Here is a 25,630-nt window from a genome sequence, read left to right as displayed (position 1 = left end):
TTTGGTATAAATATGGCGTTTATAGAACAACTAAAGAACGATCAATTGAACTTCAAAAATGAGGTATTATCCGGGATGACAGTTTCACTGGCACTTGTGCCTGAAGCTGTAGCCTTCTCAATAATAGCAAATGTTAGTCCATTGGTTGGGCTCTATTCTGCATTCATCATTGGATTAATAACCGCACTTATTGGTGGCAGACCAGGAATGATATCAGGTGCTACCGGTGCAATAGCAGTTGTAGTTGTGGCCCTGGTGATCAGGCACGGAATTGAGTATCTTTTTGCTGCCGTAATTCTAATGGGAATAATCCAAATGACTATTGGTTTTTTGAAATTAGGTAAATTTATCCGACTTGTACCACATGCAGTTATGTTCGGCTTTGTGAATGGCCTGGCTATAGTAATATTCATGGCTCAGCTTTCCCAGTTCAAATTTAGTGATATCAACGGGATAGAACATTGGCTGGGAGGACAAGCACTTCTGGTCATGTTAGGTTTTGTAGGATTGACCATGGCTATAATCTATTTGATGCCAAAGCTAACAAAAGCTGTTCCTGCTTCACTAACTGCAATTATAGTTGTTTCAGCCATTGTCATCTTTTTCCAGGTCCAGACAAGAACAGTTGGGGATATTGCATCAATTGCAGGCGGTTTTCCTGAATTCCATCTTCCACAGGTCCCTCTCAATCTGGAAACATTAAAGATAGTATTCCCTTATTCGCTGGTCATGGCATTGGTTGGATTGATCGAAAGCCTGTTGACGCTGACCGTGATCGATGAAATGACAGAGACAAGAAGCAGGGCAAATAAAGAGAGTGTTGCACAGGGTGTTGCTAATTTTGTTTGCGGACTCTTTGGAGGCATGGGTGGATGTGCCATGATAGGACAAAGTCTCATTAACATCAATTCAGGTGCCAGAAACCGACTTTCAGCCGTCGTTGCAGCCGTTGGATTATTACTAATTGTGTTAGTAGGTTCTCCCCTTATCGAAAAGATACCAATGGCAGCATTGGTTGGTGTAATGTTCGTTGTTGCTATCGGAACATTTGAATGGGCATCATTGAAGATATTCAGAAAAGTGCCTATGACCGATGTAATTGTGATGGTTGTCGTTGCAGGTATAACAGTTATCTTCCACAATCTTGCGGTCGCTGTAATTGCAGGTGTCATCATTTCTGCATTGGCCTTTGCATGGGAAAATGCCAAACTGGTGCGTGCAAGAGAGATCGTTGATGATAACGGGATCAAGCACTACGAATTTTTTGGCCCGTTGTTCTTTGGTTCAGTAACTGAATTTCAAAGTAAATTTGATGTATTAAATGACCCTGATGAGATAATTATAGATCTCAAAGAATCAAGAGTTGTTGACCATTCTGCAATTGAAGCATTGAATAAGATAACTGAACGCTATGCCAAGGTTGGAAAAAAGGTTCATCTGCGACATTTAAGCGAAGATTGCCTGGTACTTTTGGACAATGCATCTGCCATAATTGATGTCAATCACTGGGAAGATCCGCATTACAAAGTTCCTTCTGATATATTAGGATAAGAAGCTTTCAGCATAATTTTAAAATATGAATTCCAATCCCGGAATTCATTGATCTTTTTTAAGGACTAAAAACTAATATTATTTTTAAAGTAATCAATTCTTCATTGTGGAAGATGAAAGATAGAAGATACCTTAGTCAAATGAAATAATTAAGCTTTTATATTATGCTCATTATAATGATATTTATTTGTTGCATTAAATATATATAAGAAGAAATAACTCATTCGTATTATCTCATATTTAATGAGTGGGTACTAATGAATATAAGAACAATAACAATAGGAGTTCTAGCTATGCTTATATTAGCAGGGCTAGCAGTATCGGTACAAGCAGCCAAACCAGGGACAGACTTCAATGGTCCTCACGATACCCTGAACATCATTGGAAAAGATGTTGACTGGAAAGGTAATGGTGAAGGTTATGATAACGGAAACACAATGTTCGTTCCTGATAACACCAGCGAATTTAGTATTACTGTTTGGGACGAAGGGGTTGAAACCGTAATTCCTGGTATTCAAATCGATATAACACAGGGAGACGAGTTTACTGTCATCGATGGAAATGCATTTGATGATGGTACATGTGCCTTCCAGCTGGCACCAGGAAAATACAATGTATACATTGCTGCCAAAGCTAAACCAAATGCATACACAAACATTGTTGGATGGGTAAAGGCTAACGATACCTACTACTTTGATATTGGAGATGTAACCGTTTCTAAATCAAAGAAAGCACAATGGACCGATGCTACAGACCTGTTCTATGTAAGTGCAAAGGAAGAGCCGGATACAATTGGAATGATGAGTCCGGGTGATGCTGATGTATGGGTTTTCGATTACCTGAACAATCTAAAGACATTTGACTCTGTTCTCTATCCAGATCCAACATACTTCTGGCAGTATGACAACCACGGAAGCAAGTTAGTTCAGATACGCTTCTATGAAGCTTAAAACTGAACTTCCTTTTTTTCTTTTTTTGAACTATTTATTGCATAAATCAAGGCAATGTCAACTTTTAAAATTATCTTAAATTCTACAACATGAAATCGATAGACTCATGATATATGCAAAATAAAGCTAATCATAATCAGTCAACAAATGTACAGATTCTGCCAGGAACTTCCTTAATGTTGCATAAATCCAAATAGCTTCAACCTAATAATTGTTCTGGAGAACAAAATACATGATACCTGCTGAATTTCTTGTGGTTTTTTTTGGACTTATGGCAGCCATATCCTGGGGTGCCGGAGATTTCAGCGGTGGATTCGCATCTAAACGTGCCAATGTATATAGTGTGGTCCTGATAACCCAGGCAGTCGGGGTTTTCCTTCTTGCAGCTTCAGCTTATCTGATGGCAGAAAAAATGCCACCTCTTGGCGGTATGCTCTGGGGAGCTGTTGCCGGAGTATTCATCAGCATCGGGCTTCTGGCACTTTATCGTGGGCTCTCACAGGGAAGGATGGGATTTGTTGCACCGATCTCCGCGGTGGTAGCTGCTTCTGTACCGGTCATTTACGGTGCATTCTATGAAGGATTGCCTGCTGTTCATCAAATGATCGGTTTTGCTTTTGCATTTGTAGCAGTCTGGCTCATTGCAGGTGGAGGAGATGAGAGCAGCAAGATAGAACGCACAGACCTTATACTCCCGTTGATCGCCGGAACTGGATTCGGACTGTTCTTCATATCCATCGACAGGGTCAGTGATACGGCTGTACTCTGGCCACTTACTGCTGCAAGGATCGCAGCTGTGATCACATTGATCATATTTATTGCTTTGAGCAAGCAGGTGTACCTACCTCCGAAAAATGTCCTACCCGTAATTATCATTGCAGGTGTCTTTGATACAGGTGGAAACACCTTTTTTGCTCTGGCTTCCCAGGCAGGTCGGCTCGATATAGCTTCCATTACGTCTTCCCTTTACCCTGCAGGCACAGTATTGCTTGCATGGCTGATACTCAAAGAAAAGCTCTCTTTAAAGCAATGGATCGGAGTAGCTGCTGCTCTGGTTGCGATAGTTTTCATCTCAGCCTGAAATTGTAAATCGAGTGCCTTTAATGTAGAATTTATCGGGAAGCTACAAGAACCGCATACATTTCGTACCAGTAAGGGGAAAAAATTCCTTCGAACCCGGCTTCTTCCAGCCTTCCCCGAAATTCTGCAAGTGTATCGATCCTGTCAGATACCCGGTCCAGAGAAAGCAACATCTCTTCAGTATCCTCAGGCGACATACCCTGCTCCAGCATATACTTTTTCCATTGTGACCTATATATCATCTCTTCCCATTTGCTTTCAGGTCTGACAATGTCACCTTCGATCAACATACCGCCTGGTTTGAGAGAATCATATATCTGTTCGAAAATACGTGCTTTTTCATCTGCTGGTAAAGCAAAGAGACATTGCGTAGAGATCACAAGATCACAAGAGGTCTCAGGCCACATTTTCAGGATGTCGCCTTCGATAAAGGTAACATCTTTGAGTTCAGGCTTTTCCTTAGCTATCGCCAGCATATCAGGATCATTATCAATGCAGGTAATTGATACTTCAGGTCTGGCTTTCCGGATCATGCTGGTAAGAAAACCAGTTCCACTGCCCAGCTCAAGTATTTCGTTTTTCCCTTCAGGGATGTATTCAACGACCGTGGCAAAGAAAATCTCCCAATTTGGAAGAGCCTGTTTTAGTAGAAGGTCATATCTTTGGGGAAGGTTATCAAAAACAGATCGGGTCATTGTATCATCTCGATGGACAAGCTTAGATGTATCTGTTAGATGTTTAAACCAGACGATATCTTAGAAGATATCCTATTAGTGAGATTATACATTTCCATAGATAAAGTTATCATTTTTCAGATCAAAATGCTGCGTATTGAAACATTGATCAGATCGACTAAAACTGCAAATGATTTTTATATTTTCGTTTCTTCTAACAGATAGATTTATTATTAACTGTCCCCAATTCTTAATGGGGACTTCTGCAATGAACAAATACCAACTTACATTCCTATTATTTTCAACACTGATCGTAGCTGCTGTTTCAGGCTGCACGACCTACGGACCGGACTACGGAGCTGAAGAGATAGAATATTTCAGCGGAGAATATGAAGCAGATAACAACACAACCTTGACCGTTAACAACATAAACGGACAGATCGAGATCAATCGCTGGGATGGCGATAAGGTCGAATTGGAAGCCATCAAAAGAACAAATTATGGTGAAGATGAACTTCAAAAAGTTAACATTATTGTCAATGAGATCGATGATGAGCTGAAAGTGGAAACGAAATATCCTGCTCTTGAAAATGTCAGGGTCTCAGTTGACATTAACATCAAGGTTCCGGAGAATGTTACAGTTGACATTATAGAAACAACCAATGGAAACATAGTGATCTCAGACACAAAGGGAAATACTACAGCTATAACCACCAATGGAAATATAGCAATAAGCAACGTCAAAGGATACATAACAGCAATATCAAGCAATGGTGCACTGGATATTCAGAGAACAACAGGTATCGGCGACCTGCAGACCACCAATGGAAGAATAGAGGCCCATATACTTGACATCAGAGATGATGTAGACATCAGGTGCACCAATGGGGCGATCATACTCTTTATTGATCCGTCATTGGACGCCGATATCGAGATGGAAACAACCAATGGCCATATTTCAATAAGTGAAGTGGAATTGGTAGCAACAAATCTGGAATCAACTCATGTAGAAGGAGTCATTGGTGAAGGTGGCAATAAAATGCATATCAGAACAACAAATGGAAATGTGAACCTTAACAAACTTGTCGTTTGAAAAGGGTTCATTTCATTTATTTCATTTACTTTTTATTTTGATAAGATCTTATGCCTATCAATGGTTTTTTTGCCCTCATCAAAAGAACACAAAGATAACGCCTGCTATCCCCATCATGATACCATTCTGCATGACCAGCGATACGACCATTATCCTTACACCCAGATTCGGACTGAATATCCCCACATAATAAGGTAGCATGGTCCTGATCCTTGCAACACTTGCCAATATCCTTCCAATGAGAAGTGCAAGGATAATGTCCTTGCCGGATAGCATCTCTGCATCTAAAAGATTGCCTGCTATGGTATAGGCAGCAATGTTACTGGCAAACCAGCCGGCGATTATTGGCAGGGCATCAGCAGGCACGTAACGGATCATGAATGAATCCTTCATTATGGATGCTACAGAATCAAAAATGCCTGTTTCCATCAGCTGGAATACGATGACCGATACAAGGGCCATTGTAAGAACTATCCTTGTAAGGGATCTACGGGACCTTTTCAAAGCATTCACAGAAGCTGCCCTGAAGGTTACCTTCTCCATATTGCTGTGAATATTTCCGGATGGCCTGGGTGTGAGAATAAGACGTGCAGCTATCAGTGCAAGCAATGTTTTCAGAAAACCTATGAGTACCACTATCCCCAGATATATTAGCCCGGTGGTACCAAGTAAGATAACTACTACGGGAAAAAGGTCCCTTGAAAGTACGATGCCTGAAGGGAAAGAATTTACCATTGTCGCTATGATCGTTTCTTTTCTATCGATGTGGTCGTCATCGTGCAGCTTTGCTATCATTGAGTTTCCGGCAGCGGAAGAACCAAAGGATGTGAGAAAGCTCAGGCCGATCTCTTCTCGTAAGTGACCAAAACGCATTAGTGGGGATGCCAGAAAACCCAGCTTGTTCACCCAGCCCATTTCCACCATAATATCCATGATCAGGGTTCCGACAACTATCGGGGGAATGACCTTGATGAGATAGTCAAATGCTGAATACAATCCATCGATCCACATTGGCGGACATATTCCCCATATCAGATAAGAGTCTTACGTGTCCTTGCAAACTAAGGACCAGGTAAAATGAGAAAGCATATTTGACATCGTCATTGAAAAGATACCAGATATTAGCTTTTTGAAAAATATTCCTGCAAGAAAGTATGGTTCCCAAAAAGGATATTTCGTGGTTAAGTGCCAGTGGTTCGTTCCTCAGAGGAAACAATTGAGAGGATTGCTGAAGCTCCACCACCTGACGTTGAAGCAGATAATGAAGATACACCAGGTTTTATGGTTTATGTGGCAATCACCGGGGTTCTGGCTGTTTCTTTCGTGATGAAGCGGAGATAGAATAATTTATTTTCCCTTTTTAATGAATTGATCATACTTCCAGTAAAATAAGACAATTATCTAGCTAATTCGTTTCATTGATTAAAAATAAGCTGTGGCCAGATCCTCACTGGTGCTTAAAAGCATGTTCAGGAAATGAATTCATATAGGTTCGAAAATATATTGCATTTAAGTGAGAGAAGAGTTACCTCATGACTCTGGCAGAGAAGATCAATTTACTGAACGTAAACACGAATTATGTAAATTTAGATCAAGTAAATAAGCTTCTTCTGATCCAAGAAAATTAATTAAAAAAGATAAAAAGAAGGGTTTTTATCTAACCCTTCAAGATCCGGTAATTATACCAGTACCGCCATCACCATTTGTCATCCGGGTTAGTCCTGGATCTTTTCGGCTCTTTGGTCTTTTGTTCAGTATCATCTGACCGGACTTCGTTATCCTGAGTAGTGGATTGTGTCCATCCGTCATCCGAGAAATTACCGGACTCTTTCATCTCTTTGCTCTCTTGTTCAGTATCTTCTGACTGGACTTTGTTTTCCACATCATCAGATTTTGTTTCGGCAGAGTAACCTAACATTTCCTCAACAGTAGGTATTGTTTCGACAGGTTCACCTAATACTTCCTTAGCAGTAGGTGTTGTATCCGCAGACTGACCTGATATCTCCTCAGCAGCCGGCTTTGGTTTGGCAGACCGAACCGGGATTTGCTCAGTAGCAGGTGCTGTTTTGGCAGACCAGACTGGGATTTCCTCAGACTCAGGCGTTGGTTTGGCAGACTGAGATGATATTTCCTCAGCATTTGTGATATCTGGAGCAGTTTTAGAATCATCACTTTCTGCAACTTGCACATCATCCGGGAGATCTGCAGTGTTGTCCCCTCCATTATCACGCTTGCTTTTTTCTGCTGCATACGAAGCGTATAGAACTATTAGCACCAAAAGTACCGGTACTATAATGAAGAGTATATTTAACCCCGAGCCATTTTCTTCTTCAGTTCCACTTGCATTCAATTCTTCTTCTGAGGATACAGTAATATTGACAGCACTGGAGTCATCTTCTGTTGAAGTGGTATTTTCTGTTAAAACTTCATCATCCACATCTGCTGCAATAGCAAATGGTGAGAATCCCGGAGTTTCCGCTTCGAAGTAGATGAATAAGTCATCTTCTCCAACCTTCCCGGTATTGAGAGCATTCCATTTGCCTTCACTGTGGCGATATAGTACTATTAAATTCTCATCAATTCCATTCTCTGTGATCCAGTCTTTTGGTACACGGAAACTTATCACAGGATCAGCAATGTTATCTTCTGTAGCAAATCCTGATTTACCAACCCAGATGTTAAGGTTGCTGTAAACAAGTCCCGGAGCACTTTCATCGACCATTTCAGATCTGTCCTTAAGCACTTCGATCGTTGTTGAAGTTCTTTGGTAATTCCTCACTGCAGAGAAGTTGATGTATTGAATTGCATTCTGCTCTTCACCAAAGGCATAACTGATCTCAAGTCCACCTACAATGTTCTCTGTCTTCACTTCCTTGAATTCGATGTTATCGTAGGCTTCACCGGTTGATCCGCTTCCACCGCCACCGCCGCCGGAGGAGCTGCTTCTACTGCTGCTGGAAGACTCAATTGTAAAGGAAGCAGATGATGATTCAAATGAAGGCTTTGCTGAATCGCCTGTGTTCAGTGATAATACAGCGTTGTGGACACCGGCATTAAGTGTAGATGTATCAAGGGTAATAGTATACTCATATACAAGATCTGCACCACCTGTGCCATAGCCATAGCCGTATCCAAAGTCATGACCAGAACCCAACCTGGAATCATAACCATAACCCTGACCATATTCTGATGATGATGATGGAACTTCAACAGCTTCAACTGTTATACCTGATCCTGATAGTATAGTTCCATCTGTTGAATATGTGATTTCTTTGGAAGTCGCACCTGTGATCTGCAATGCGAAACTGTCAATTGGCACATAACTATCAGTACCTTCGATCGTTGCAGTAACATTGAATGTTACAGAATTGCCCTTCGTATGAGTGGTTCCGTCCAGTTCTGTAATTCCTAGCGAAACCGCAGTTACAGGGCCTGACAAGACCATCATTATTACTATGGCAACCGTTATTCCAATACTAACATATCTTCCATAATTTTTGGATCCAGATTTCGATTGCATATTTAACCTCTGAGACTTAAAGACCACATAACCACACACAAATAATTGATCAACTGTTTTCATGATATTACAAGCAATAAGATATATAAACGTGTCGAAATATTTATGCATAGTTGGGAAGTTTAAATGTTGCAGCTGATCTTGAAATTAAGAATATAATTAATGTATAAAATACACTGGGAACTCAATGTACATGACATTTGAAGAAATTACAGCGTTAACATGATCTATGGTTTTGGAGAAGCAGAGCCAGAATACTGTACTAAATACGGAAAACAACATGTTCTTAGAGATATAGCTTCAAAACTATTGCAGGATAATGTATATACACATCGTAAAAATCGAATCGATCGACTTAAATATATTTATAGCATTGCGCACTCCAGCTTATATTAAGTATACTTTATATAAATTCAGTGGGTACAATAATAGAAAGGTGTTATATTGAGGTATGTTGAAAAAACCTGCCCTGTTTGTGGGGATAAGTTCGTTGTAAATGAAAAAATAGGAGACCGGGAGTTGTTCTGCACACTCAGATGTTTTTCCAGAGCTATGCAGGGTGAACCAAATAGCGTTGTTTTAGAAGTTTGATCTGAAAAAACCTATCATTACTAAAAAAGCATCTTAAATTTCATTCTTGATTCATTCAGGATGAGAATTTTGGAATAATGTAGAGATAAATTTGCAATAAGATCCAGAGTGTTCAAAATAGGAGTAGGGAAGGTACATGCTATCAGTTATAATTCCAGCATATAATGAAGGTCATCATATATGCAATAACTTATTAAAAATTCATAATGAATTGAAGATCTTTTGCAATAGCTTTGAAATAATATTTGTCAACGATGGCAGCAGCGACAATACATTAGAAGAAGCAATAAAAGCAGCTGAAAAGGCAGATAACATAAAGATAATTTCCTATAGCAAAAACCAGGGCAAAGGACACGCCATCGTAGAAGGTTACAAAGCTGCATCCAAAGGATTGATCAGTGTTCTTGATGCCGATCTAGACATCTCTCCAAAACAGATCAAACCATTACTGGAAAAAGTTGCTGAAACTGGTGCAGATTTCGTGGTCCAATCAAAGCGACATCCGGATAGCATTGTAAAAGGATTTCCTGTCAAGCGACGATTTTTAAGTAGATCATACAACATGGCCATAAAAATGTTGTTCGATCTTCCTGTTTCTGATACACAGGTCGGAGTTAAGATCTATAGTAAAGATGTTGTGGACACGATCATGCCAATGTTATCAGTAAAACGATATGCAGCAGATGTTGAACAATTGGTGATCGCACACAAACATGGTTATAAAATCGAAGAATGCCCTGTACACATTGATTTTGATCCATCCGGAGACCGGATGACATTTGATGATATATTGAACATTGCGAAGGATACAGCTTCTATCTATTACAAGTTGAATTTTATTGGTCATTATAATCCTCCAGTTGGTAATCAGGATTATCCAAGTAATAGTGATCTGGTGATGGATTGAAGATCCTCATATTCAACTGGCGTGACACTAAAAACCCCGCAGCAGGTGGCGCAGAGGTCTTTACGCATGAGATTGCTGAACGACTTGTTGCAAAAGGGCATAATGTTTCTATGTTCACTGCCGGGTTTAAAGGTTGCAAACCATCAGAGGTCATTAACGGAGTTGAGGTTTTCAGACGTGGCAATCGCTATACAGTCTACCTGAAAGCTAAAGGTTTCTACAAAAAACATTCCGGCGAGTTTGATATCGTCGTGGATGAGATTAATACCAGACCTTTCATGGCTCCTAAATTCGTAAAGGACGGTACTCCTGTCGTGGCGCTGATACACCAACTTGCAAGAGAGTTCTGGTTCCTGGAGATGAAGTATCCAATAAGCTGGCTTGGATATCATGTTTTCGAAGACATGTGGCTCAAGAACTACGTTGATGTGCCCACATTGACTGTGAGCAATTCCACGAAGCAGGATCTTGTCGACCTGGGATTCAAAGACATATCTATAATCCCTGAAGGATTGAACATCACACCTCTCGATTCCATGCCTGAGAAAGAGCAAGACCCTACCTTTGTCTTTGTTGGCAGGATGGGGCATGCCAAACGCCCGGACCATGTCGTAAAAGCATTTTCCTATATCCGAGAAAATAATCCAGATGCAAAGTTGTGGATGGTCGGAGATGGTGCTATGAAGGATCAACTGGAAGCTATGAATCCAGATGGTGTAACATTCTTCGGCTATGTGAATCAGCAGAAGAAGCACGAACTTATGTCGCGTGCCCATGCGATTCTTGTTCCAGGTGTTAGAGAAGGATGGGGTCTCGTTGTCACAGAAGCAAATGCCATGGGTACACCTGCCATTGGTTATGATATCCACGGGTTACGTGACTCGATACGTGATGGAGAGACGGGATTATTGTGTGATCCAAATCCCAAGGCAATGGCTGAAACAGCATTGATCTTCCTGAAAGATGATAATCTGCAAGAAGTACTGTATGATAATGTACTCGATTCTGCAAGAGAATTTGATTGGGACACTAGTACGGAAGTATTCTTTAAGTCATTGGTAAATTTGACTTTCAAACAATAATATAAATGTTGGCTAAAATATGGAAGTTATAAATACAAAAATTGAAGGCGTATTTATCCTGAATCCGAAAGTTTTCGGTGATGAGCGAGGATACTTTTTTGAAAGTTATAACAAGCAAATATTTGATGAACTAATTGGAAAGAATTATGATTTTGTTCAGGACAATGAATCAAAATCATCTTATGGAGTACTCCGTGGGTTGCATTACCAGCTTGCTCCATACAGCCAGACAAAATTAGTACGAGTCCTACAAGGTAAAGTATACGACGTTGCTGTTGACCTTAGAAAAAATTCATCCACGTATGGAGAATGGGTGGGTGTGGAACTATCCTCTGAGAACAAAAAGCAGTTCCTGATACCAAAAGGATTTGCCCACGGTTTCTGCGTACTGAGTGAGACTGCTACATTTGCTTACAAGTGTGATGAATATTATAATCCAGAAGCAGAAGGAGGGATCATCTACAACGACCCAACACTGAATATTGACTGGAAAATGAAGCAACAGGATATATTAGTATCAAACAAGGATAGTGTTCTACCTGAGCTGATGGACATCGAAATAAAACTCTAACGATGGTTAAAAAGGATACTAAAAGTGGAGGATGAGAGCTTTGAAAATGTTAATAACCGGTGGTTGTGGATTTATAGGTAGCAATTTTATCCGTAATATACTTAAAAAATATCCTGATTACCATATTATAAATTTAGATAAACTGACTTATGCGGGCAATTCTGATAACCTGAAGGATATCGAGAACAATCCAAATTATACCTTTGTTAAAGGTGACATCTGTGATATTGATGTTGTGAGCAAAGTAATGCAGGATGTAGATCAGGTAGTTCATTTTGCGGCTGAGAGTCATGTGGATCGTTCCATAGAAGATGGTTCGATCTTTGTTAAAACGAACGTGCTCGGCACGAACACCCTTCTACAGAGCGCTCTTAATAACAACGTCGAACGCTTTATTCACATATCTACGGATGAAGTTTATGGCAGTGTCAAGGAAGGATCCTTTGCCGAAACAGACGATTTGAAGCCCTCCAGCCCTTACTCATCCAGTAAAGCCGGCTCGGATCTACTGGCGATGTCCTACCACAGTACCTATGGTCTTCCGGTGACAATCACCAGATGCACCAACAACTTCGGACCATACCAATACCCGGAAAAATTGATTCCACTCTTCATCACGAACCTGATGGAAGGAAAGCAGGTGCCTATCTATGGCACAGGACTAAATGTGAGGGACTGGATCCATGTAGGTGACCACTGCTCAGGAATCGATTTTGTCAGGAAGAATGGCAACATTGGAGAGGTCTACAACATCGGAGGAGGCAGCGAACTCACAAACCTGGAGATCACACGCCGTATACTGGAAATACTTGGAAAGGACGAAACCATGATCAGATACGTGGAAGACCGCAAGGGCCATGATTTCCGTTATTCCCTTGACTGCACCAAACTAAAGAAAATGGGCTGGAAGCCAGAATATGACTTTGAGACAGCCCTTTCCAATACCATAAAATGGTACGTTGAGAACAGATGGTGGTGGGAACCATTAAAACAGTGATAATCGGTGCCAGCGGAATGCTGGGCTCTGATCTATGCAGAGTATTTCCTGATGCTGTAAAACTCACACATAAGGATTTTGAAATTACTGACAAAACCAAAGTTATAGATTCCATCAAGAGACTCAAAGCCGATGTAGTGATTAACGCCGCTGCCTACTCAAACGTAGAGGGATGTGAGGATAATCAGGATCTTGCCTTTGAGGTAAATGGACACGCACCGGGTTATATCGCACAAGCCTGTTCCGATATCGGTGCAATACTTGTCCACTTCAGCACAGATTATGTCTTTGATGGCTCTAAAGAGGAATATATCGAGTCTGACACTACCAACCCCATCAACGTCTACGGTCAATCCAAACTGATGGGTGAGCAGAAGATCATCAAAAACACGGAAAACTACAGGATCATACGCACTTCCTGGCTTTTTGGAAAAAACGGAAAGAACTTCGTAGATACGATGTTAAGGCTCTCAAAAGAGATGGAAAACGTAAAAGTCGTCAACGACCAGTTCGGCAAACCCACTTATACCGCAGACCTGGCCTCCAAGACCGCCGAGATCATCAACCTTGGTCCTGGAATCTACCACATAACTAACGAAGGTCGATGCACCTGGTATGAATTTGCATCCGAGATTATCAATAGCACAGTTCAGTGCTCCAGTGAAGAGTTCCCCACAAAAGCAAAACGGCCAACCTACTCAGTCCTCACGAATACAAAAACAACTCCCATGAGACACTGGAAAAATGCACTTAATGAATACCTTATGGAGAATCAATAATGAAAGGAATAATCCTCGCAGGCGGCACAGGAACCAGACTGTATCCCCTAACCAAAGTCACAAACAAGCACCTGCTTCCAGTCTACGATAAACCTATGATATACTATCCTTTGCAAACCCTTCTGGATGCAGGAATAGATGATATCATGATAGTATCTGGCCGTGGCCATGCAGGCCATTTCCTAGAACTTCTTGGGTCTGGCTCCGATTTCGGGGCAAGATTCACCTACGAGATACAGGACCAAGCAGGTGGAATCGCCCAGGCCCTGAATCTGGCAAAGGATTTTGCAGACGATGACGACATAACTGTAATCCTTGGAGATAATATATTCCAGGATAGTATTCGCAATGCAGTACAGTCTTTCAAGGCAGGTGCACAAATATTTCTGAAACAAGTTCCTGATGCTGCAAGGTTTGGTGTTGCAGAGGTGGACGAAAGCAGTGGACAGGTTCTTAGTATCGAGGAAAAACCTGAAGTACCAAAGTCAGATTATGCTGTGACAGGACTATATGTGTATGACAGCAGTGTATTTGAAATTATAAGGACACTAAAACCGTCTGGCCGGGGTGAACTGGAGATAACGGATGTGAACAACGAATATATCCGGCAAGATTCGATGAAATATTCAGTGATTGATGGACAATGGAGCGACGCTGGAACATTTGATAGTCTGATAAGGGCTGGGTTGATAGTGCAAAAAATATTTTGAATTAAAATATTTAAGCAGGTGTAAGCAAATGAATGAGCCATTAGTTTCCATAGTAATTCCAACCAAAAACAGCGCTGAATTTTTGGATGAATGTCTAACTTCCGTTCACAAACAAGTCTATAAAAATATAGAGATAATCATTGTGGATGGTCAATCGAAAGATGGAACCATCGAGTTAGCTCAAAAACATGAATGTAACATTTATCAATTTAATCCTAATGTTCGCAAAGGCACCTTTGATGCACCCCATAGAAGGAATTATGGGGCCAAGAAAGCAAAAGGTGAATTTGTATATTATGTTGATGTGGATATGGAATTGACCCCTAATGTGGTGCTAGATGCAGTGTGCTTATGCGACTCAGGTTATCAAGCTGTCATTATTCCAGAAGATTCGTTTGGAATAGGAATTTGGGCACAGGCTAAAAATTTGGAGCGAAGATGCTATTATGGGGATGATTCAATAGAAGCACCCAGGTTTTTAAGAAAATCAATATGGATGGAATTAGGCGGATTAGATGAAAGTTTAGGTGGAGGAGGCGATGATTGGGATTTGCATCAAAAACTCCGGGATAAAAAGTATACAGTTGGTCGAACTAAAAGTTTAGTAATGCATAACGAAGGGAACCTCAAGCTTAAAAAACTAGTCAAAAAAAGATTTATGTATGGTCTTGATTCGGCTAAATATATCAAAAAGAGGCCAAATGAAGGGTTTAAAAGTTACTTCCCGATAAGGAAAGCTTATATCATAAACTGGAAATTGTTTTTAAGTAGACCAATAGACACTACTGCCTTTATAGTGATGAGAATAGTGGAATACCTAGCAGGCTTTTCTGGTATCTCATGCGCATTTTATAGACATTGGGTGAGAAAATGAACAATTTCTGGACCGATAAAAAAGTACTCGTAACCGGCGGTCTTGGATTCGTGGGTTCAAATTTTGTTGAAGAATTATTGAAAGAGGGCGCACATGTTACTTGTGTTTATCTTAATGGTAAAAAAACGACTTTAACAAATTTAAATTTACCAGAATCTAAGCTGAAATTTAAGCAGATCGATTTACAAGATTACAACCAAGTAGTGAAAGAATGCAAACAAATAGATGTAATTATCAATTGCGCTGCACTTGATGGCAATACAGAATTTAAAATGAATCATTCTGCTCAAATTATGGATGTAAATCTTAGAATCACTTCAAACATTCTAAATAGTGCTAAAATAAATAAAGTGGAAGATGTTGTGATGATAAGTTCGGCTGAAATTTATTCTGTTCGTGCTAATAACCCAATTGTTGAAGATGATGATTATAAGAAGTATAATGATTACACTGCCAATGGTTATATTTTGTCTAAGCAGTACGGAGAAATTCTCAGCGAACTTTATGAAAATGAATATGGAATTAATATTTATCGACCTCGTCCAACGAATATATACGGCCCAAGAGATCATTTTGGTGATGGAACTAATAGAGTTATACCAAGCATTATGAAGAAAGTTATAAACAATGAAACTGTCGAAATCTGGGGTGATGGAAGCCAAATTAGGCAGTTCATTTATGTCAAAGATTTTGTTTACTCCGTTTTAAAGATGGTTGAAACGAAAAAAAACCGTAAGTTAAATATTGCAAATAATGATGCAATCTCAATCTTAGATTTAGCCAAATTGATTACAAACATTGTCGGATCAAAACAAAAGATTTCTTATAATAAGGATAAGCCTATTGGTGCAAAAGCTCGAATCTTAGATGTGACTGAGTTTTATTCTAGTGTCAATTTTCAACCAAGATCTTTAGAGAAAGGTCTTAATGAAACTATAAATTGGTACAAAATTTATTGTGAGAATCTATGAAAGTTAGGAGTTTGCAGTATGTGAAGTGGGGCTTGTGGTGAGTGAGGTGAAATATTGCTAAATAATCCATTAGTGTCTATTGTAATTGTTAATTGGAATGGGCATAGGTACCTGAAAGATTGCTTTGACTCATTAATAAATCAAAATTATGAAAATTATGAAATTATATTTGTAGATAATGGCTCAACAGATAATTCGGTTGAGTTTATTAAAGAAAATTATCCACGTACAATTATTATCAAAAACAACGTTAACTTGGGTTTTGCTGAAGCAAATAATATTGGCGTGCAGAAATCCAATGGTGAATATATATTCCTGCTAAATAATGACGCATGGGTTGAAAAAAATACAATTCAAGAACTATTATCTACCTATCTAAAGGTTGATAATTTAGGTGTTGTTGGCTGCAAGATAAAAAATCCAGACGGAACCATACAAGATTTGGGAGTGAAAATCGATATATTGGGTTATCCAATTGGAATCAATAAAGATATAACAGACAATTTGATAACAGATTTGTTTTATGTAAGCGGATGTGCCCTGTTTATGGAAAAAGAGTTATTTACCCAATTTAATGGATTTGATGAAAGATATTTTATGTTCGTCGAAGAATTAGATTTATGTTGGAGAGTTAAACTTCAAGGGTATCAAATCATTACAAATTGTAATGCTGAGATATATCATTATGGTGGCGGATCTATAGTGGGTGGCACGAAAAAAAATAAAAAATATGTAACTAATAGCAATCGAATATATCTAAGAGAAAGAAATACGTATTGTACACTTTTAAAAAATCTAGAATATAAAAATGCAGCAATCCGAATATGTATATCCTTACTATTTAATGTTAGTGAATGTATATTTTTTATTTTTATGCTAAAACCAAAAGTTTCATTAGTCTATGTCAAAGCTTGGTGGTGGAATGTTATTAATTTAAAAACGACACTGAAATCACGAAAAAACATTCAGCAACAGAGAAAAATTAAAGATGTGCATTTAAATAAATTCATTCATAAAGGAATAGTAAAACTGCGTTTATTTAAAGCAATTGGCATTCCTGAAGTCGTTTGATGAAATTCATATATTATATTTGTTGGATCATGAATAACCTAAATTCAGTTCTGCATGAAATTTATGGGAAGAATATTCCAAATATTTCCGCAGAGAAGTCTAAAAAATGGATATTAAATTAATAAAAGAAAAAATGAATGAAAAGTTGAGTTCGAAGGAGTAATATTATGCCAAAAATAAGTGTCTGTGTTCCTGTTTATGATAGACCAAAGATGTTAAAACAACTTATTTATTCATTCTTACATCAAGATTATGATAATGCAGAGTTAGTTTTATCTGACGATTCTCCCAATGATTCAATTCAAGAAGTCGTAGAAACGTTTAATGATTCTAAAATTAAGTATTTTAAAAACAAGGTGAACTTAGGATATTCAAAAAACCTCCTTAAATCGATGCAAATGGCAGAAGGGGATTATATAGTAATTCTAGGAGATGATGATCTACTTCTCTCTAACAAAACGTTATCAAAATATGTTGAAATCTTTACAAACAATCCAAATGTATCCTATATCTATAGTAATCAAATTCAATTTTCAAATCAATTGAAGATCGACTACAGGTATACGTTTTTCAAGCAAGATATGTATTTTAAACGAGGGAAAGAATCAATGGAAAGAATATGGACAACATCGATTTTTATCCCAGGAATTGGAATAAGAAACAATTTCAATCTCTCTGAATTTTACCCAAAGGAAGACATACTATTCCCACAGGTAGAATTAGTAGGCCATATCCTCAACCAGTATGATTCTTTTGGTATATCTGATTTTTTAATTGCTGGACGAGCTCATAGAGAACAATTAGGATTTTATGCGATAAAAAACCAAAGAATAAAAGGAGGAGAAAAACATGGTAATATTGAATTATTTGAAATTTTTAATCGTTTGAAACAAATGTATAGTTTCAATTATAATGATGATTTTCTTGCAAATGACTTAACGAATCGCTCTTTATTAATGCTTCTTAAGGAAAAAAGTATTGTAGGAAATAAAAAAGTATCATATAACTACAATAATTTTTGCGAAATGTCTTCAATTGCAAGAAACTCTAAAAAATTAAAAATTTCATATTATATTGCTATTATAATGCCCTCAATTTTAATTAATATTACAAGATTTATTGTGTTAAAATTAAAAATGCTTATTAATAAAGAATCTTTTTTACTTTCTGAAAGACAACTAAAAAATATAATTAAACAAAAAAATTAAATCGGTGGTATAATTATTAAACAATACAAAGCTCCTTCAGAACTCCCTCGTAATGGTTCCATCGCCACTATTATTTCCGAAATTCAGCAAGGAGAAATTGTTTTAGATGTAGGATGTTCAGAAGGGTATTTAGCTAAGCATATACCTAATAATGATGTGTGGGGAATTGATGCTAATTGCCAAGCACTTTTCAAAGCTAAAGAAACCTGTGCAGAAGTAAAATTGGTTGACCTAAATAATCTCCCTATAAATCCGATTTTTAGCCAAAAATTTGATGTGATCGTTTTTGGTGACGTGCTAGAACATCTACTATATCCAGACAAAGTATTGAAACATTTTAAACAATACCTTAAATCTCAAGGCAGGATTATTGTATCATTACCTAATATAGCTCTTTGGAGAGTACGTTTAAATCTGTTACTGGGAAAATTCGATTATAGTGACTACGGTGTAATGGATTCAACTCATTTGCACTTTTATACCTTTAAGACATCCAAAGACTTAATCTCATCTTCCGGCTATAACGTGATTAAAGTGCAAGGTGCTGCCAATTTTCTAGGGTCAGTTGTACACAATGCATCTTTTTTAAGAAAGATATTAAGTATCCATATAATTATAGTTGCAATCCCAAAAATATGATTCAAAATATTAAACAATTTATGAAAAGACATTGGTGTCTGAACTTTGTCATACTAATAAATATTATTACCCACTGGGTGTGGGTCTTTAATGACGGATTTATCACTCATGGTGACGCTGGGGTTTGGTTATTAGACACTCAAAAAGAATTATTATTTAATTCTTTTTTGATATATAACAATAATGTGGGTTTAGGTAACGTTTTGCTTACGGCTAGCTATTACCCTATCCAATTCTTATATGGAATTTTAGCGAATATAGGAATTGGATATAATTTTGCATTAAGAATGTTGCTATTATGGCCATACCTTATAGTAACTCCGATTGTAGCCTACTTTTTATCATTAAAGATACTTAAATCAAGACCTGCAGCAGCCATTTCCGCTATCATTGTTTTATTTAATACATATACTCTAACGCTTCAAACAGGACATCTTTTTGTGTTGATTGCTGATAGTCTTCTTTTAATATTTTTCTATTATGCATACAGTTTCTTTGTAGAAGGGTATGAGAGAAACGATTTTTTGAGATTATTAATCTGTGGTGTAATTTTATCTGCATATGAATTCAGAATTTTTTATATAAGTGTATGGATTATCAATTTATTTCTTATATACCGATTTATAAATAAACATGAATATCAGAATTTTTTATATTGGATCTTATCTCTTAGCATTATAGGTTTACTAAATTTGCCATGGATTTTACCATTGACTGCCACCAATTCATTAATAAGTAATGAAATATTCAGTCGAGGACTATTTGGAAATGAATTTTTTGATATAAATAGTGCGATAGCACTATTTCACAGATTTTGGACTGGAGAATCAATCAGTGTATTTATCGTTCAACCGATTCCAATTTATTTTTATTTAATTCCAATTTTAGCTTTTATGGGGTTATTGTTGAACCGAAAAAATCAAAATGTGTTGTTCTTTGCAATAATGGCACTTATTGGAATACTGCTTACAAAACAAGTTGGAGAACCTTTTCCAGATTTATACCCATGGTTATATAATAATATGCCAGGTTTCAATGCATTTCGTGAGGCAAGTAAATTTTATTTCGTAATCGTATTTGGCTATTCTATATTGATAGGGTCTTTTGTAGCTTGGTTATGGACAAAGTGGAGTGAGAAAAAATGGCAAACTTATGGTAAATCTTTCATAACTATTTGCATTGCGCTTTTATTTGTATGGAATGCAAACCCCCTAATAACTGGTGAATTTGGGGCAACTTTTGTGGCCCGAGAAATTCCAAAAGATTATCCTGTTGCCAATGAGTTTATTCAGAAGCAACCCGATTTCTTCCGCACTTTGTGGGTTCCAACCGATTCTCGATGGAGTACTTATACAAGTACTCATCCAAAAGTAAGTAACATACAAACATTGCAATCTTCTTGGGATAAGATTCTAAAAAATGATGGTCAAGTCAGTGCTAGTGATTCTATTGAAAATCAGACTATGAATATCTTAAAACAACCTTATTCTGATAAACTTCTTGATACTAGTTCAATCAAATATGTTATTTTACCGATACAAGATATAAATAACGATGATGATTTTTTTATACATTATGGCAAGCGTACATATTACTTAAATGAACTAGAACAAATCGATTACCTTAAAAAAATAGATATTGGAACAAAAGATATTGTTGTTTATGAAAACAAAGATTATAGACCACACATATATTATACCTCAGAAAATGAAACTATTTATAAGCAGATCCCGTTTCAAGATATTGAATTTCAAATGAAAAATCCAACTCAGTATGAAATACAATTAAAAAATATATCCGAACCAATTTATTTACATTTTTCAGATAGGTATCACCCTGATTGGAAATTAAAAGTTGGAGAATTTAATTGGTTTATTGCACTAATGGATAAAAATTATTTTATAAGTGATGAAGTTCATTTTGAAAATGATGCCCTGTTGAATTCTTTTTTAATAGATCCAAAATATATACAAGATGAATTTTCAGAAGACAATTACATTAGAAATAATGATGGGAGTATTAATTTAGATTTGACACTTTATTTCCGCCCACAATCATATTTTTATGTTGGTTCAATTGTATCAGGATTAACAGTATTAGGAATATTAGTTTATCTAACCATGGGTTGGCTGAAAAAAACTTCGACATGGTTAAGGAGGTAGCATGAATTGTTCTAACTCAATGAAAGTCTTATTAATCATTCTTTTCTTTGTAATGGGTGCTGAGTTATCCTCAGCACAAGAAGAATATAGTGATGATTTCAATACAACTACACTTCAAACATCTCAATGGTTCTCAACTACTCCAGACACATGGACTATCATAAATGGAATGATATCAGTTACCGCAAGTCGAACTGGTTTAATTTTTGACCAGTGGGATGGTACACAATATATGTGCCAATTTGATTTTACTGCAAATGACACCATTATTCAGGGTTTTGCTTTGCCAGGATTTATATTTTACTATGAAAATAGTGATGATTATGCTACATTTTGGATACAAGATGATAATCAGCAAGGAAAACACGTGGATACAATTTATACTGGAGAAGTAAAGGAGTCCATCCTTTTCAATACTATAACACACATAAATTCATCTGTTAACACCTCCATCGATTTCAATTATCCACAAATGCACCATATCAAAGTAGTTCGTATAAACAAAAAAATTTATTTATATTACGACAACAATCTCGCAATTACCACTGAATTCAAAGATACAAATCCAGAAGGAAAAGTGGGTTTTGCTACCTATCAAACCACCAGCTACTTCGACAACTTCTACCTCCGCCCCATAACCATGGAAAATGCCTCCGGCTACATCAACGAACTCAACCTCACCTCCACCAATCCCTCTACCAACATCGACTCTACATACACACTCCGCCTTGAAGATACCGCAAACGGAAAAGCATTTTTCAGCTTAAGCAAATTCGGAGAGACCGTAGACTCATCTGTGGGAACAGAAGGTGAGACAGTATCCCTTTATTTTGAAAATGGGGATGAGGCTGTGAACTTCAAGGTTAATCAGGTATTCGATGCAGAGGACAACAGTGGTGTCTGGCTGGAAGAGATCATCTCAGCAAGTAGTGATGATCTTAACATTGGTGTGGATGATATCTCGATCGAACCAAACTATTACCAGGAAGAGGACATGAATATCCGGTTCTCGGTCAAGAATAATGGAGGGATCATGTATTCGGGTATGCCTGAAATTGTGGTAAATACAGATGGCGATAGTGAAATCATCAAACCTGAACTTGTTCTTGATGTCGGTGAATCAGAGCAATTCGATGTGGTGCTGAAAGCACCTGAAAATCCAGGCAGTCATACACTCACAGTATCCATTGATCCGGAATATACATCCATAGAGAAGTCTGTGGATTATCAGGTAAAGGCACTTAATCCGGGCGTTACGACGATCTCCTCTGACCTGCAGGAAGATAACGGGATACGCGGTACTGTCAGCATAGGTTCCCCGTTCCCTGCTGAATATGTGGATTGGAATACGATGGCAGTGGTCAGGGTCTACAAGGTTGTGGATAATGGTAAGAAGGAAATATATTCAAAGGATGTGCCTGTTACCAGCTCTACATTCAACGTCGATCTGGGGTATAATGAGTTCTACCGCGGGGATGGACAGTATGTTGTCAGTGTGGATACCGGCGGAATGCAGGACAGTGATCTGTTCGAGATCGTGGGGGATGATTTTGCTTATGCTCCCACCGGGGATGAAATTCCTCCTACCATACTTACCGGTGAACTGTATCCAAAGCTCATGATGCTACTTATCGGAATGGTCGCAGCGGTTTCTGTGCGTAACCACATGCAAAAGGTGACGCGTTCACTTCCGCTTGACATAATAGCGTTCATCTGTGGAATCGGAGTACTTGTAGCTGCATTTACCAGGGGTGGATCTGACATGGCTGCTGCGGGTATCATCCTGACTGGTGCCGGTATCGGTGCGAATGTGGCCAGCAGGAGTGATTCTACTATTGGTAAGATGTTAATGATGGATTCACATCTGCACGACTTTGCAGGAATGCTGATAGTGTTCGCTAGTGCTGCATATATTGTACTGCAAGTGCCGGAATGGAGTTTTTTCGTCGTTGTCGGAACTCTTGTTGGCTATTACTCGGCACTGAACCTGTATCGGGGCAGATAAGAGGAATTCTGACCCGTATACGAAATTTTTATAGATATTCGAGGCAATAAATGACCAATCCTTCAAAGAACAGCTTTGTAATGTTTGCAGCATTCTTCATCGGTGCACTCCTTAACTATGGATTCAATGTTATAATGGGCTGGATGCTGACACCTGCACAATTCGGTATGTTAGGAGTATCAGCATCATTCCTGCTAATCTTCTCACTATTTGTGACATCCGCATTTCCACTTACAACTACCAAATTCATCTCAGGAAAGTATGATACCACTACAAAACACCGTGTTTTCAAGAGCGCTTTAATTGCAAACATCGGCATTGCTGTGCTCTTATCCATTGTATTTTATGTTGGATATACGACTGATATTATCGATCTTGGGGCAAATTACAACCTGCTGGTCATATGCATCCTGCTTGCAACAATATTCACTGCCATGTCAATCATTTATATTAGCATACTTCAGGGAACTTTCCGTTTCAAGTCCTTTGCACTCATCGGGATCATAACTATTTTTGCAAAACTCATGTCCGGAGTAATACTTGTTAAGATGGGATTTGGAGCACTTGGTGCAGTCCTCAGCTTTCCCATATCGATGTTCATTGGTCTTTCCCTTGCGATCCTGCTGACAAGAGACTTCACCTTCTGGAAAACAAAAGGATGGGCGGACTCCAATGTATACTTCTTTGCCCTCCCGATGTTCTTTGGTACACTTGGAACCACACTGCTCATGAACATCGATATCATAGGCGTGAAGTTCCTCACAGAAGTAGCGCTATCAGATGCGCTTTCCGGATACTACAGGGCAGCTTTGATCCTTGCACAGTTACCAATATTCATAGTAGGTGCATTAATGGGAGTACTGTTTCCCTATATCTCAAAACACCAGGAAGATGACAGGTATGCATCAAAAAGTATCAAATACGGTGCATTGTTCATCCTACCCCTTGCACTTGTGATCGCAGCGATCCCGGAGGCCTTTATTCTGTTAATGTTCCCATCTGAATATATTGCAAGTGCACCGGCACTTTCCATAGTTGCCATTGGCATGGGATTCCTGGTTATGATAATGGTCTTTACTAACATATTCCAGGCACGTAATGTGCCAAGGATCCCCGCAATTATCCTGCCATTTGCCGTGATAATTGAGATCATCCTGCTGGTCGTATTAGTTCCTTCATACGGGATCGTCGGTGCAGCAGGTTCAACCGCCATCGCATGCTCAATTGGGTGCATCGTACTGGCAGGTCTTTATGTGCACACATATAAACTCAAAATTAATCATCTTACAATCGTAAAAGTACTGGTGAGCTTTTGTATACTGCTCCTGGTACTGTACACGCTCCCACATACGGGTCTTTTCCCACTGGTAGGAAGTATGACCTTAAGTGGCATCATATATCTTGTAGTATTGGCAAGCTTTGGATTATTGACAGAAGAAGATACATCAATATTCCTTGCCGGTATGCCGAACCACAAAGCTATAACCCCTATAGCAGAAATGACATCCAGAGTTATCAGAAAATTAAACCGGGTCTAATGATACGCATTTATAGCATAGACATGTCTAATAAAGTTATAAAATGGATTTGACAGACAAAGAATCTCTCCAGGGTAAAGATCAAAATGGAAACAAGTAACTGGCCACCATCAAATTATCCGATCTTTCTTGCATTAGTTTTGCTTGCAGCCACAGCAGTAACACTTGCAATGGGTGATGAGACCCGTGCTGAGAGCCTTGCCATCTATGCATATTATTTACTTGTTATTGGTGTAACGATCCGGTTCCTGGAAATTTCCCTTCCGGATGACACTCCAGAAAAGCTCAGATCTGCAATGTCCCGGGTCTCAGGAAACGTGCATAAATTAGCAATATGGGGCCATGGATGTGCAGTAAATGCACCCATATTCAAAAAGATCAGTGAATTGAAACCATCCATAGAGCATATGCCAATATCCATACCCAACACGGAAAGAGTGCTCAAAAGGTCCAATCTGGTGCTTATGAAGAATATCTCAAAGGAAGTATCGATCTATCTGGGGTTATTGGCTGTCATAATGTATGTGTACGGATCCATGTTCGGCTGGTGGATCGTCTGGGGATACATGGAAATGATAATCTGGATAGTAATTGGATTTTCTTCACTGTATCTGCTGTTGACCTTATTTCTTAAGCAGTCAAATGAAAATTAAATCA

General features: G+C 38.4%; 23 protein-coding genes. 20 read left to right on the top strand and 3 right to left on the bottom strand.

Translation table 11 applies throughout. The features are described 5' to 3' along the window. Positions 1–12: 12 nt before the first annotated feature. The 3 genes from E7X57_RS06430 to E7X57_RS06420 all read left to right on the top strand — a co-directional run bounded on the left by E7X57_RS06430 (position 13) and on the right by E7X57_RS06420 (position 3,582). Positions 13–1,551, top strand: a complete 1,539-nt coding sequence (locus E7X57_RS06430; RefSeq protein ID WP_135611795.1) for a SulP family inorganic anion transporter — start codon at positions 13–15, stop codon at positions 1,549–1,551. Between the two features lie 293 nt (positions 1,552–1,844). Next, entirely contained in the window at positions 1,845–2,501 is a 657-nt protein-coding gene (locus tag E7X57_RS06425) for a hypothetical protein (protein WP_135611793.1), read from the top strand. 232 nt (positions 2,502–2,733) lie between these two features. Further along, entirely contained in the window at positions 2,734–3,582 is an 849-nt protein-coding gene (locus E7X57_RS06420) for a DMT family transporter (RefSeq protein WP_135611792.1), read from the top strand. Positions 3,583–3,613: 31 nt separating this feature from the next. Here E7X57_RS06420 and E7X57_RS06415 read toward each other — a convergent pair whose 3' ends face one another. Beyond that, positions 3,614–4,276: a class I SAM-dependent methyltransferase gene (locus tag E7X57_RS06415; RefSeq protein WP_135611791.1), complete on the bottom strand. Its 663-nt coding sequence runs from the start codon at positions 4,274–4,276 to the stop codon at positions 3,614–3,616. Between the two features lie 247 nt (positions 4,277–4,523). On the opposite strand from E7X57_RS06415, the gene E7X57_RS06410 reads away from it, so the two are divergent. Then, complete coding sequence (locus tag E7X57_RS06410; protein WP_167880925.1) at positions 4,524–5,348, top strand: DUF4097 family beta strand repeat-containing protein; 825 nt, start codon at positions 4,524–4,526, stop codon at positions 5,346–5,348. A gap of 78 nt (positions 5,349–5,426) precedes the next feature. Here E7X57_RS06410 and E7X57_RS06405 read toward each other — a convergent pair whose 3' ends face one another. Further along, entirely contained in the window at positions 5,427–6,359 is a 933-nt protein-coding gene (locus E7X57_RS06405) for a nucleoside recognition domain-containing protein (RefSeq protein ID WP_135611787.1), read from the bottom strand. Positions 6,360–7,044: 685 nt separating this feature from the next. Then, complete coding sequence (locus E7X57_RS06400; protein ID WP_167880924.1) at positions 7,045–8,868, bottom strand: PGF-pre-PGF domain-containing protein; 1,824 nt, start codon at positions 8,866–8,868, stop codon at positions 7,045–7,047. A gap of 444 nt (positions 8,869–9,312) precedes the next feature. Here E7X57_RS06400 and E7X57_RS12475 point away from each other — a divergent pair, with 444 nt between their 5' ends. The 16 genes from E7X57_RS12475 to E7X57_RS06325 all read left to right on the top strand — a co-directional run bounded on the left by E7X57_RS12475 (position 9,313) and on the right by E7X57_RS06325 (position 25,626). Further along, positions 9,313–9,459 carry a hypothetical protein gene (locus E7X57_RS12475; protein ID WP_167880923.1) on the top strand — a complete coding sequence of 49 codons (147 nt, stop codon included), beginning with the start codon at positions 9,313–9,315 and terminating at the stop codon, positions 9,457–9,459. 136 nt (positions 9,460–9,595) lie between these two features. After that, on the top strand, positions 9,596–10,366 hold the full coding sequence (locus E7X57_RS06395; protein WP_135611783.1) for a glycosyltransferase: 771 nt from the start codon (positions 9,596–9,598) through the stop codon (positions 10,364–10,366). Beyond that, a complete protein-coding gene (locus E7X57_RS06390) occupies positions 10,363–11,448 on the top strand; it encodes a glycosyltransferase family 4 protein (protein ID WP_135611781.1) in 1,086 nt (361 codons plus the stop codon). Before E7X57_RS06395 ends, E7X57_RS06390 begins: the two co-directional genes overlap by 4 nt. A gap of 19 nt (positions 11,449–11,467) precedes the next feature. Continuing rightward, positions 11,468–12,019, top strand: coding sequence for a dTDP-4-dehydrorhamnose 3,5-epimerase (gene rfbC, locus E7X57_RS06385; protein WP_135611779.1), 552 nt, complete (start codon positions 11,468–11,470; stop codon positions 12,017–12,019). Positions 12,020–12,059: 40 nt separating this feature from the next. Further along, positions 12,060–13,016 (top strand): dTDP-glucose 4,6-dehydratase, encoded by a 957-nt coding sequence (rfbB, locus tag E7X57_RS06380; RefSeq protein WP_244603620.1) that lies wholly within the window; start codon positions 12,060–12,062, stop codon positions 13,014–13,016. Continuing rightward, positions 12,989–13,795, top strand: coding sequence for a dTDP-4-dehydrorhamnose reductase (gene rfbD / locus E7X57_RS06375; RefSeq protein WP_135611775.1), 807 nt, complete (start codon positions 12,989–12,991; stop codon positions 13,793–13,795). Before rfbB ends, rfbD begins: the two co-directional genes overlap by 28 nt. Beyond that, the gene (locus E7X57_RS06370; protein WP_135611773.1) at positions 13,795–14,505 is read left to right on the top strand and encodes a sugar phosphate nucleotidyltransferase; all 711 of its coding nucleotides are present in this window, start codon (positions 13,795–13,797) and stop codon (positions 14,503–14,505) included. The genes rfbD and E7X57_RS06370 overlap by 1 nt, the downstream gene beginning before the upstream one ends. 28 nt (positions 14,506–14,533) lie before the next feature. Continuing rightward, entirely contained in the window at positions 14,534–15,379 is an 846-nt protein-coding gene (locus tag E7X57_RS06365; protein WP_135611770.1) for a glycosyltransferase family 2 protein, read from the top strand. Beyond that, a complete protein-coding gene (locus E7X57_RS06360) occupies positions 15,376–16,350 on the top strand; it encodes an NAD(P)-dependent oxidoreductase (protein ID WP_135611768.1) in 975 nt (324 codons plus the stop codon). The genes E7X57_RS06365 and E7X57_RS06360 overlap by 4 nt, the downstream gene beginning before the upstream one ends. A 54-nt stretch (positions 16,351–16,404) precedes the next feature. Then, positions 16,405–17,421, top strand: coding sequence for a glycosyltransferase family 2 protein (locus tag E7X57_RS06355; RefSeq protein WP_167880922.1), 1,017 nt, complete (start codon positions 16,405–16,407; stop codon positions 17,419–17,421). A gap of 167 nt (positions 17,422–17,588) precedes the next feature. Beyond that, positions 17,589–18,629, top strand: a complete 1,041-nt coding sequence (locus E7X57_RS06350) for a glycosyltransferase family 2 protein (RefSeq protein WP_135611763.1) — start codon at positions 17,589–17,591, stop codon at positions 18,627–18,629. Then, entirely contained in the window at positions 18,630–19,268 is a 639-nt protein-coding gene (locus E7X57_RS06345; protein WP_135611762.1) for a class I SAM-dependent methyltransferase, read from the top strand. Next, positions 19,265–21,430: a hypothetical protein gene (locus E7X57_RS06340; protein ID WP_135611760.1), complete on the top strand. Its 2,166-nt coding sequence runs from the start codon at positions 19,265–19,267 to the stop codon at positions 21,428–21,430. Before E7X57_RS06345 ends, E7X57_RS06340 begins: the two co-directional genes overlap by 4 nt. Positions 21,431–22,007: 577 nt before the next feature. Further along, positions 22,008–23,435 (top strand): CARDB domain-containing protein, encoded by a 1,428-nt coding sequence (locus E7X57_RS06335; RefSeq protein ID WP_167880921.1) that lies wholly within the window; start codon positions 22,008–22,010, stop codon positions 23,433–23,435. Positions 23,436–23,485: 50 nt separating this feature from the next. Continuing rightward, positions 23,486–24,973 carry a flippase gene (locus E7X57_RS06330; protein WP_135611756.1) on the top strand — a complete coding sequence of 496 codons (1,488 nt, stop codon included), beginning with the start codon at positions 23,486–23,488 and terminating at the stop codon, positions 24,971–24,973. Positions 24,974–25,059: 86 nt separating this feature from the next. Next, on the top strand, positions 25,060–25,626 hold the full coding sequence (locus E7X57_RS06325) for a hypothetical protein (RefSeq protein ID WP_135611754.1): 567 nt from the start codon (positions 25,060–25,062) through the stop codon (positions 25,624–25,626). The last annotated feature ends 4 nt before the right edge of the window (positions 25,627–25,630 follow it).

The sequence above is a fragment of the Methanococcoides sp. AM1 genome (genome assembly GCF_900774055.1).
GTDB lineage: Archaea > Halobacteriota > Methanosarcinia > Methanosarcinales > Methanosarcinaceae > Methanococcoides.
This window is presented reverse-complemented; position numbering and strand designations above follow the sequence as displayed.

Coding starts and splice junctions, on each gene's coding strand:
- E7X57_RS06365 (WP_135611770.1), top strand. CDS start 14,534: ATGAATGAGCCATTAGTTTCCATAGTAATTCCAACCAAAAACAGCGCT.
- E7X57_RS06415 (WP_135611791.1), bottom strand. CDS start 4,276: ATGACCCGATCTGTTTTTGATAACCTTCCCCAAAGATATGACCTTCTA.
- rfbC (WP_135611779.1), top strand. CDS start 11,468: ATGGAAGTTATAAATACAAAAATTGAAGGCGTATTTATCCTGAATCCG.
- E7X57_RS06325 (WP_135611754.1), top strand. CDS start 25,060: ATGGAAACAAGTAACTGGCCACCATCAAATTATCCGATCTTTCTTGCA.
- E7X57_RS06395 (WP_135611783.1), top strand. CDS start 9,596: ATGCTATCAGTTATAATTCCAGCATATAATGAAGGTCATCATATATGC.
- E7X57_RS06405 (WP_135611787.1), bottom strand. CDS start 6,359: ATGTGGATCGATGGATTGTATTCAGCATTTGACTATCTCATCAAGGTC.
- E7X57_RS06410 (WP_167880925.1), top strand. CDS start 4,524: ATGAACAAATACCAACTTACATTCCTATTATTTTCAACACTGATCGTA.
- E7X57_RS06360 (WP_135611768.1), top strand. CDS start 15,376: ATGAACAATTTCTGGACCGATAAAAAAGTACTCGTAACCGGCGGTCTT.
- E7X57_RS06370 (WP_135611773.1), top strand. CDS start 13,795: ATGAAAGGAATAATCCTCGCAGGCGGCACAGGAACCAGACTGTATCCC.
- E7X57_RS06425 (WP_135611793.1), top strand. CDS start 1,845: ATGCTTATATTAGCAGGGCTAGCAGTATCGGTACAAGCAGCCAAACCA.
- E7X57_RS06330 (WP_135611756.1), top strand. CDS start 23,486: ATGACCAATCCTTCAAAGAACAGCTTTGTAATGTTTGCAGCATTCTTC.
- E7X57_RS06340 (WP_135611760.1), top strand. CDS start 19,265: ATGATTCAAAATATTAAACAATTTATGAAAAGACATTGGTGTCTGAAC.
- E7X57_RS06420 (WP_135611792.1), top strand. CDS start 2,734: ATGATACCTGCTGAATTTCTTGTGGTTTTTTTTGGACTTATGGCAGCC.
- E7X57_RS06430 (WP_135611795.1), top strand. CDS start 13: ATGGCGTTTATAGAACAACTAAAGAACGATCAATTGAACTTCAAAAAT.
- rfbD (WP_135611775.1), top strand. CDS start 12,989: ATGGTGGTGGGAACCATTAAAACAGTGATAATCGGTGCCAGCGGAATG.
- E7X57_RS06400 (WP_167880924.1), bottom strand. CDS start 8,868: ATGCAATCGAAATCTGGATCCAAAAATTATGGAAGATATGTTAGTATT.
- E7X57_RS06350 (WP_135611763.1), top strand. CDS start 17,589: ATGCCAAAAATAAGTGTCTGTGTTCCTGTTTATGATAGACCAAAGATG.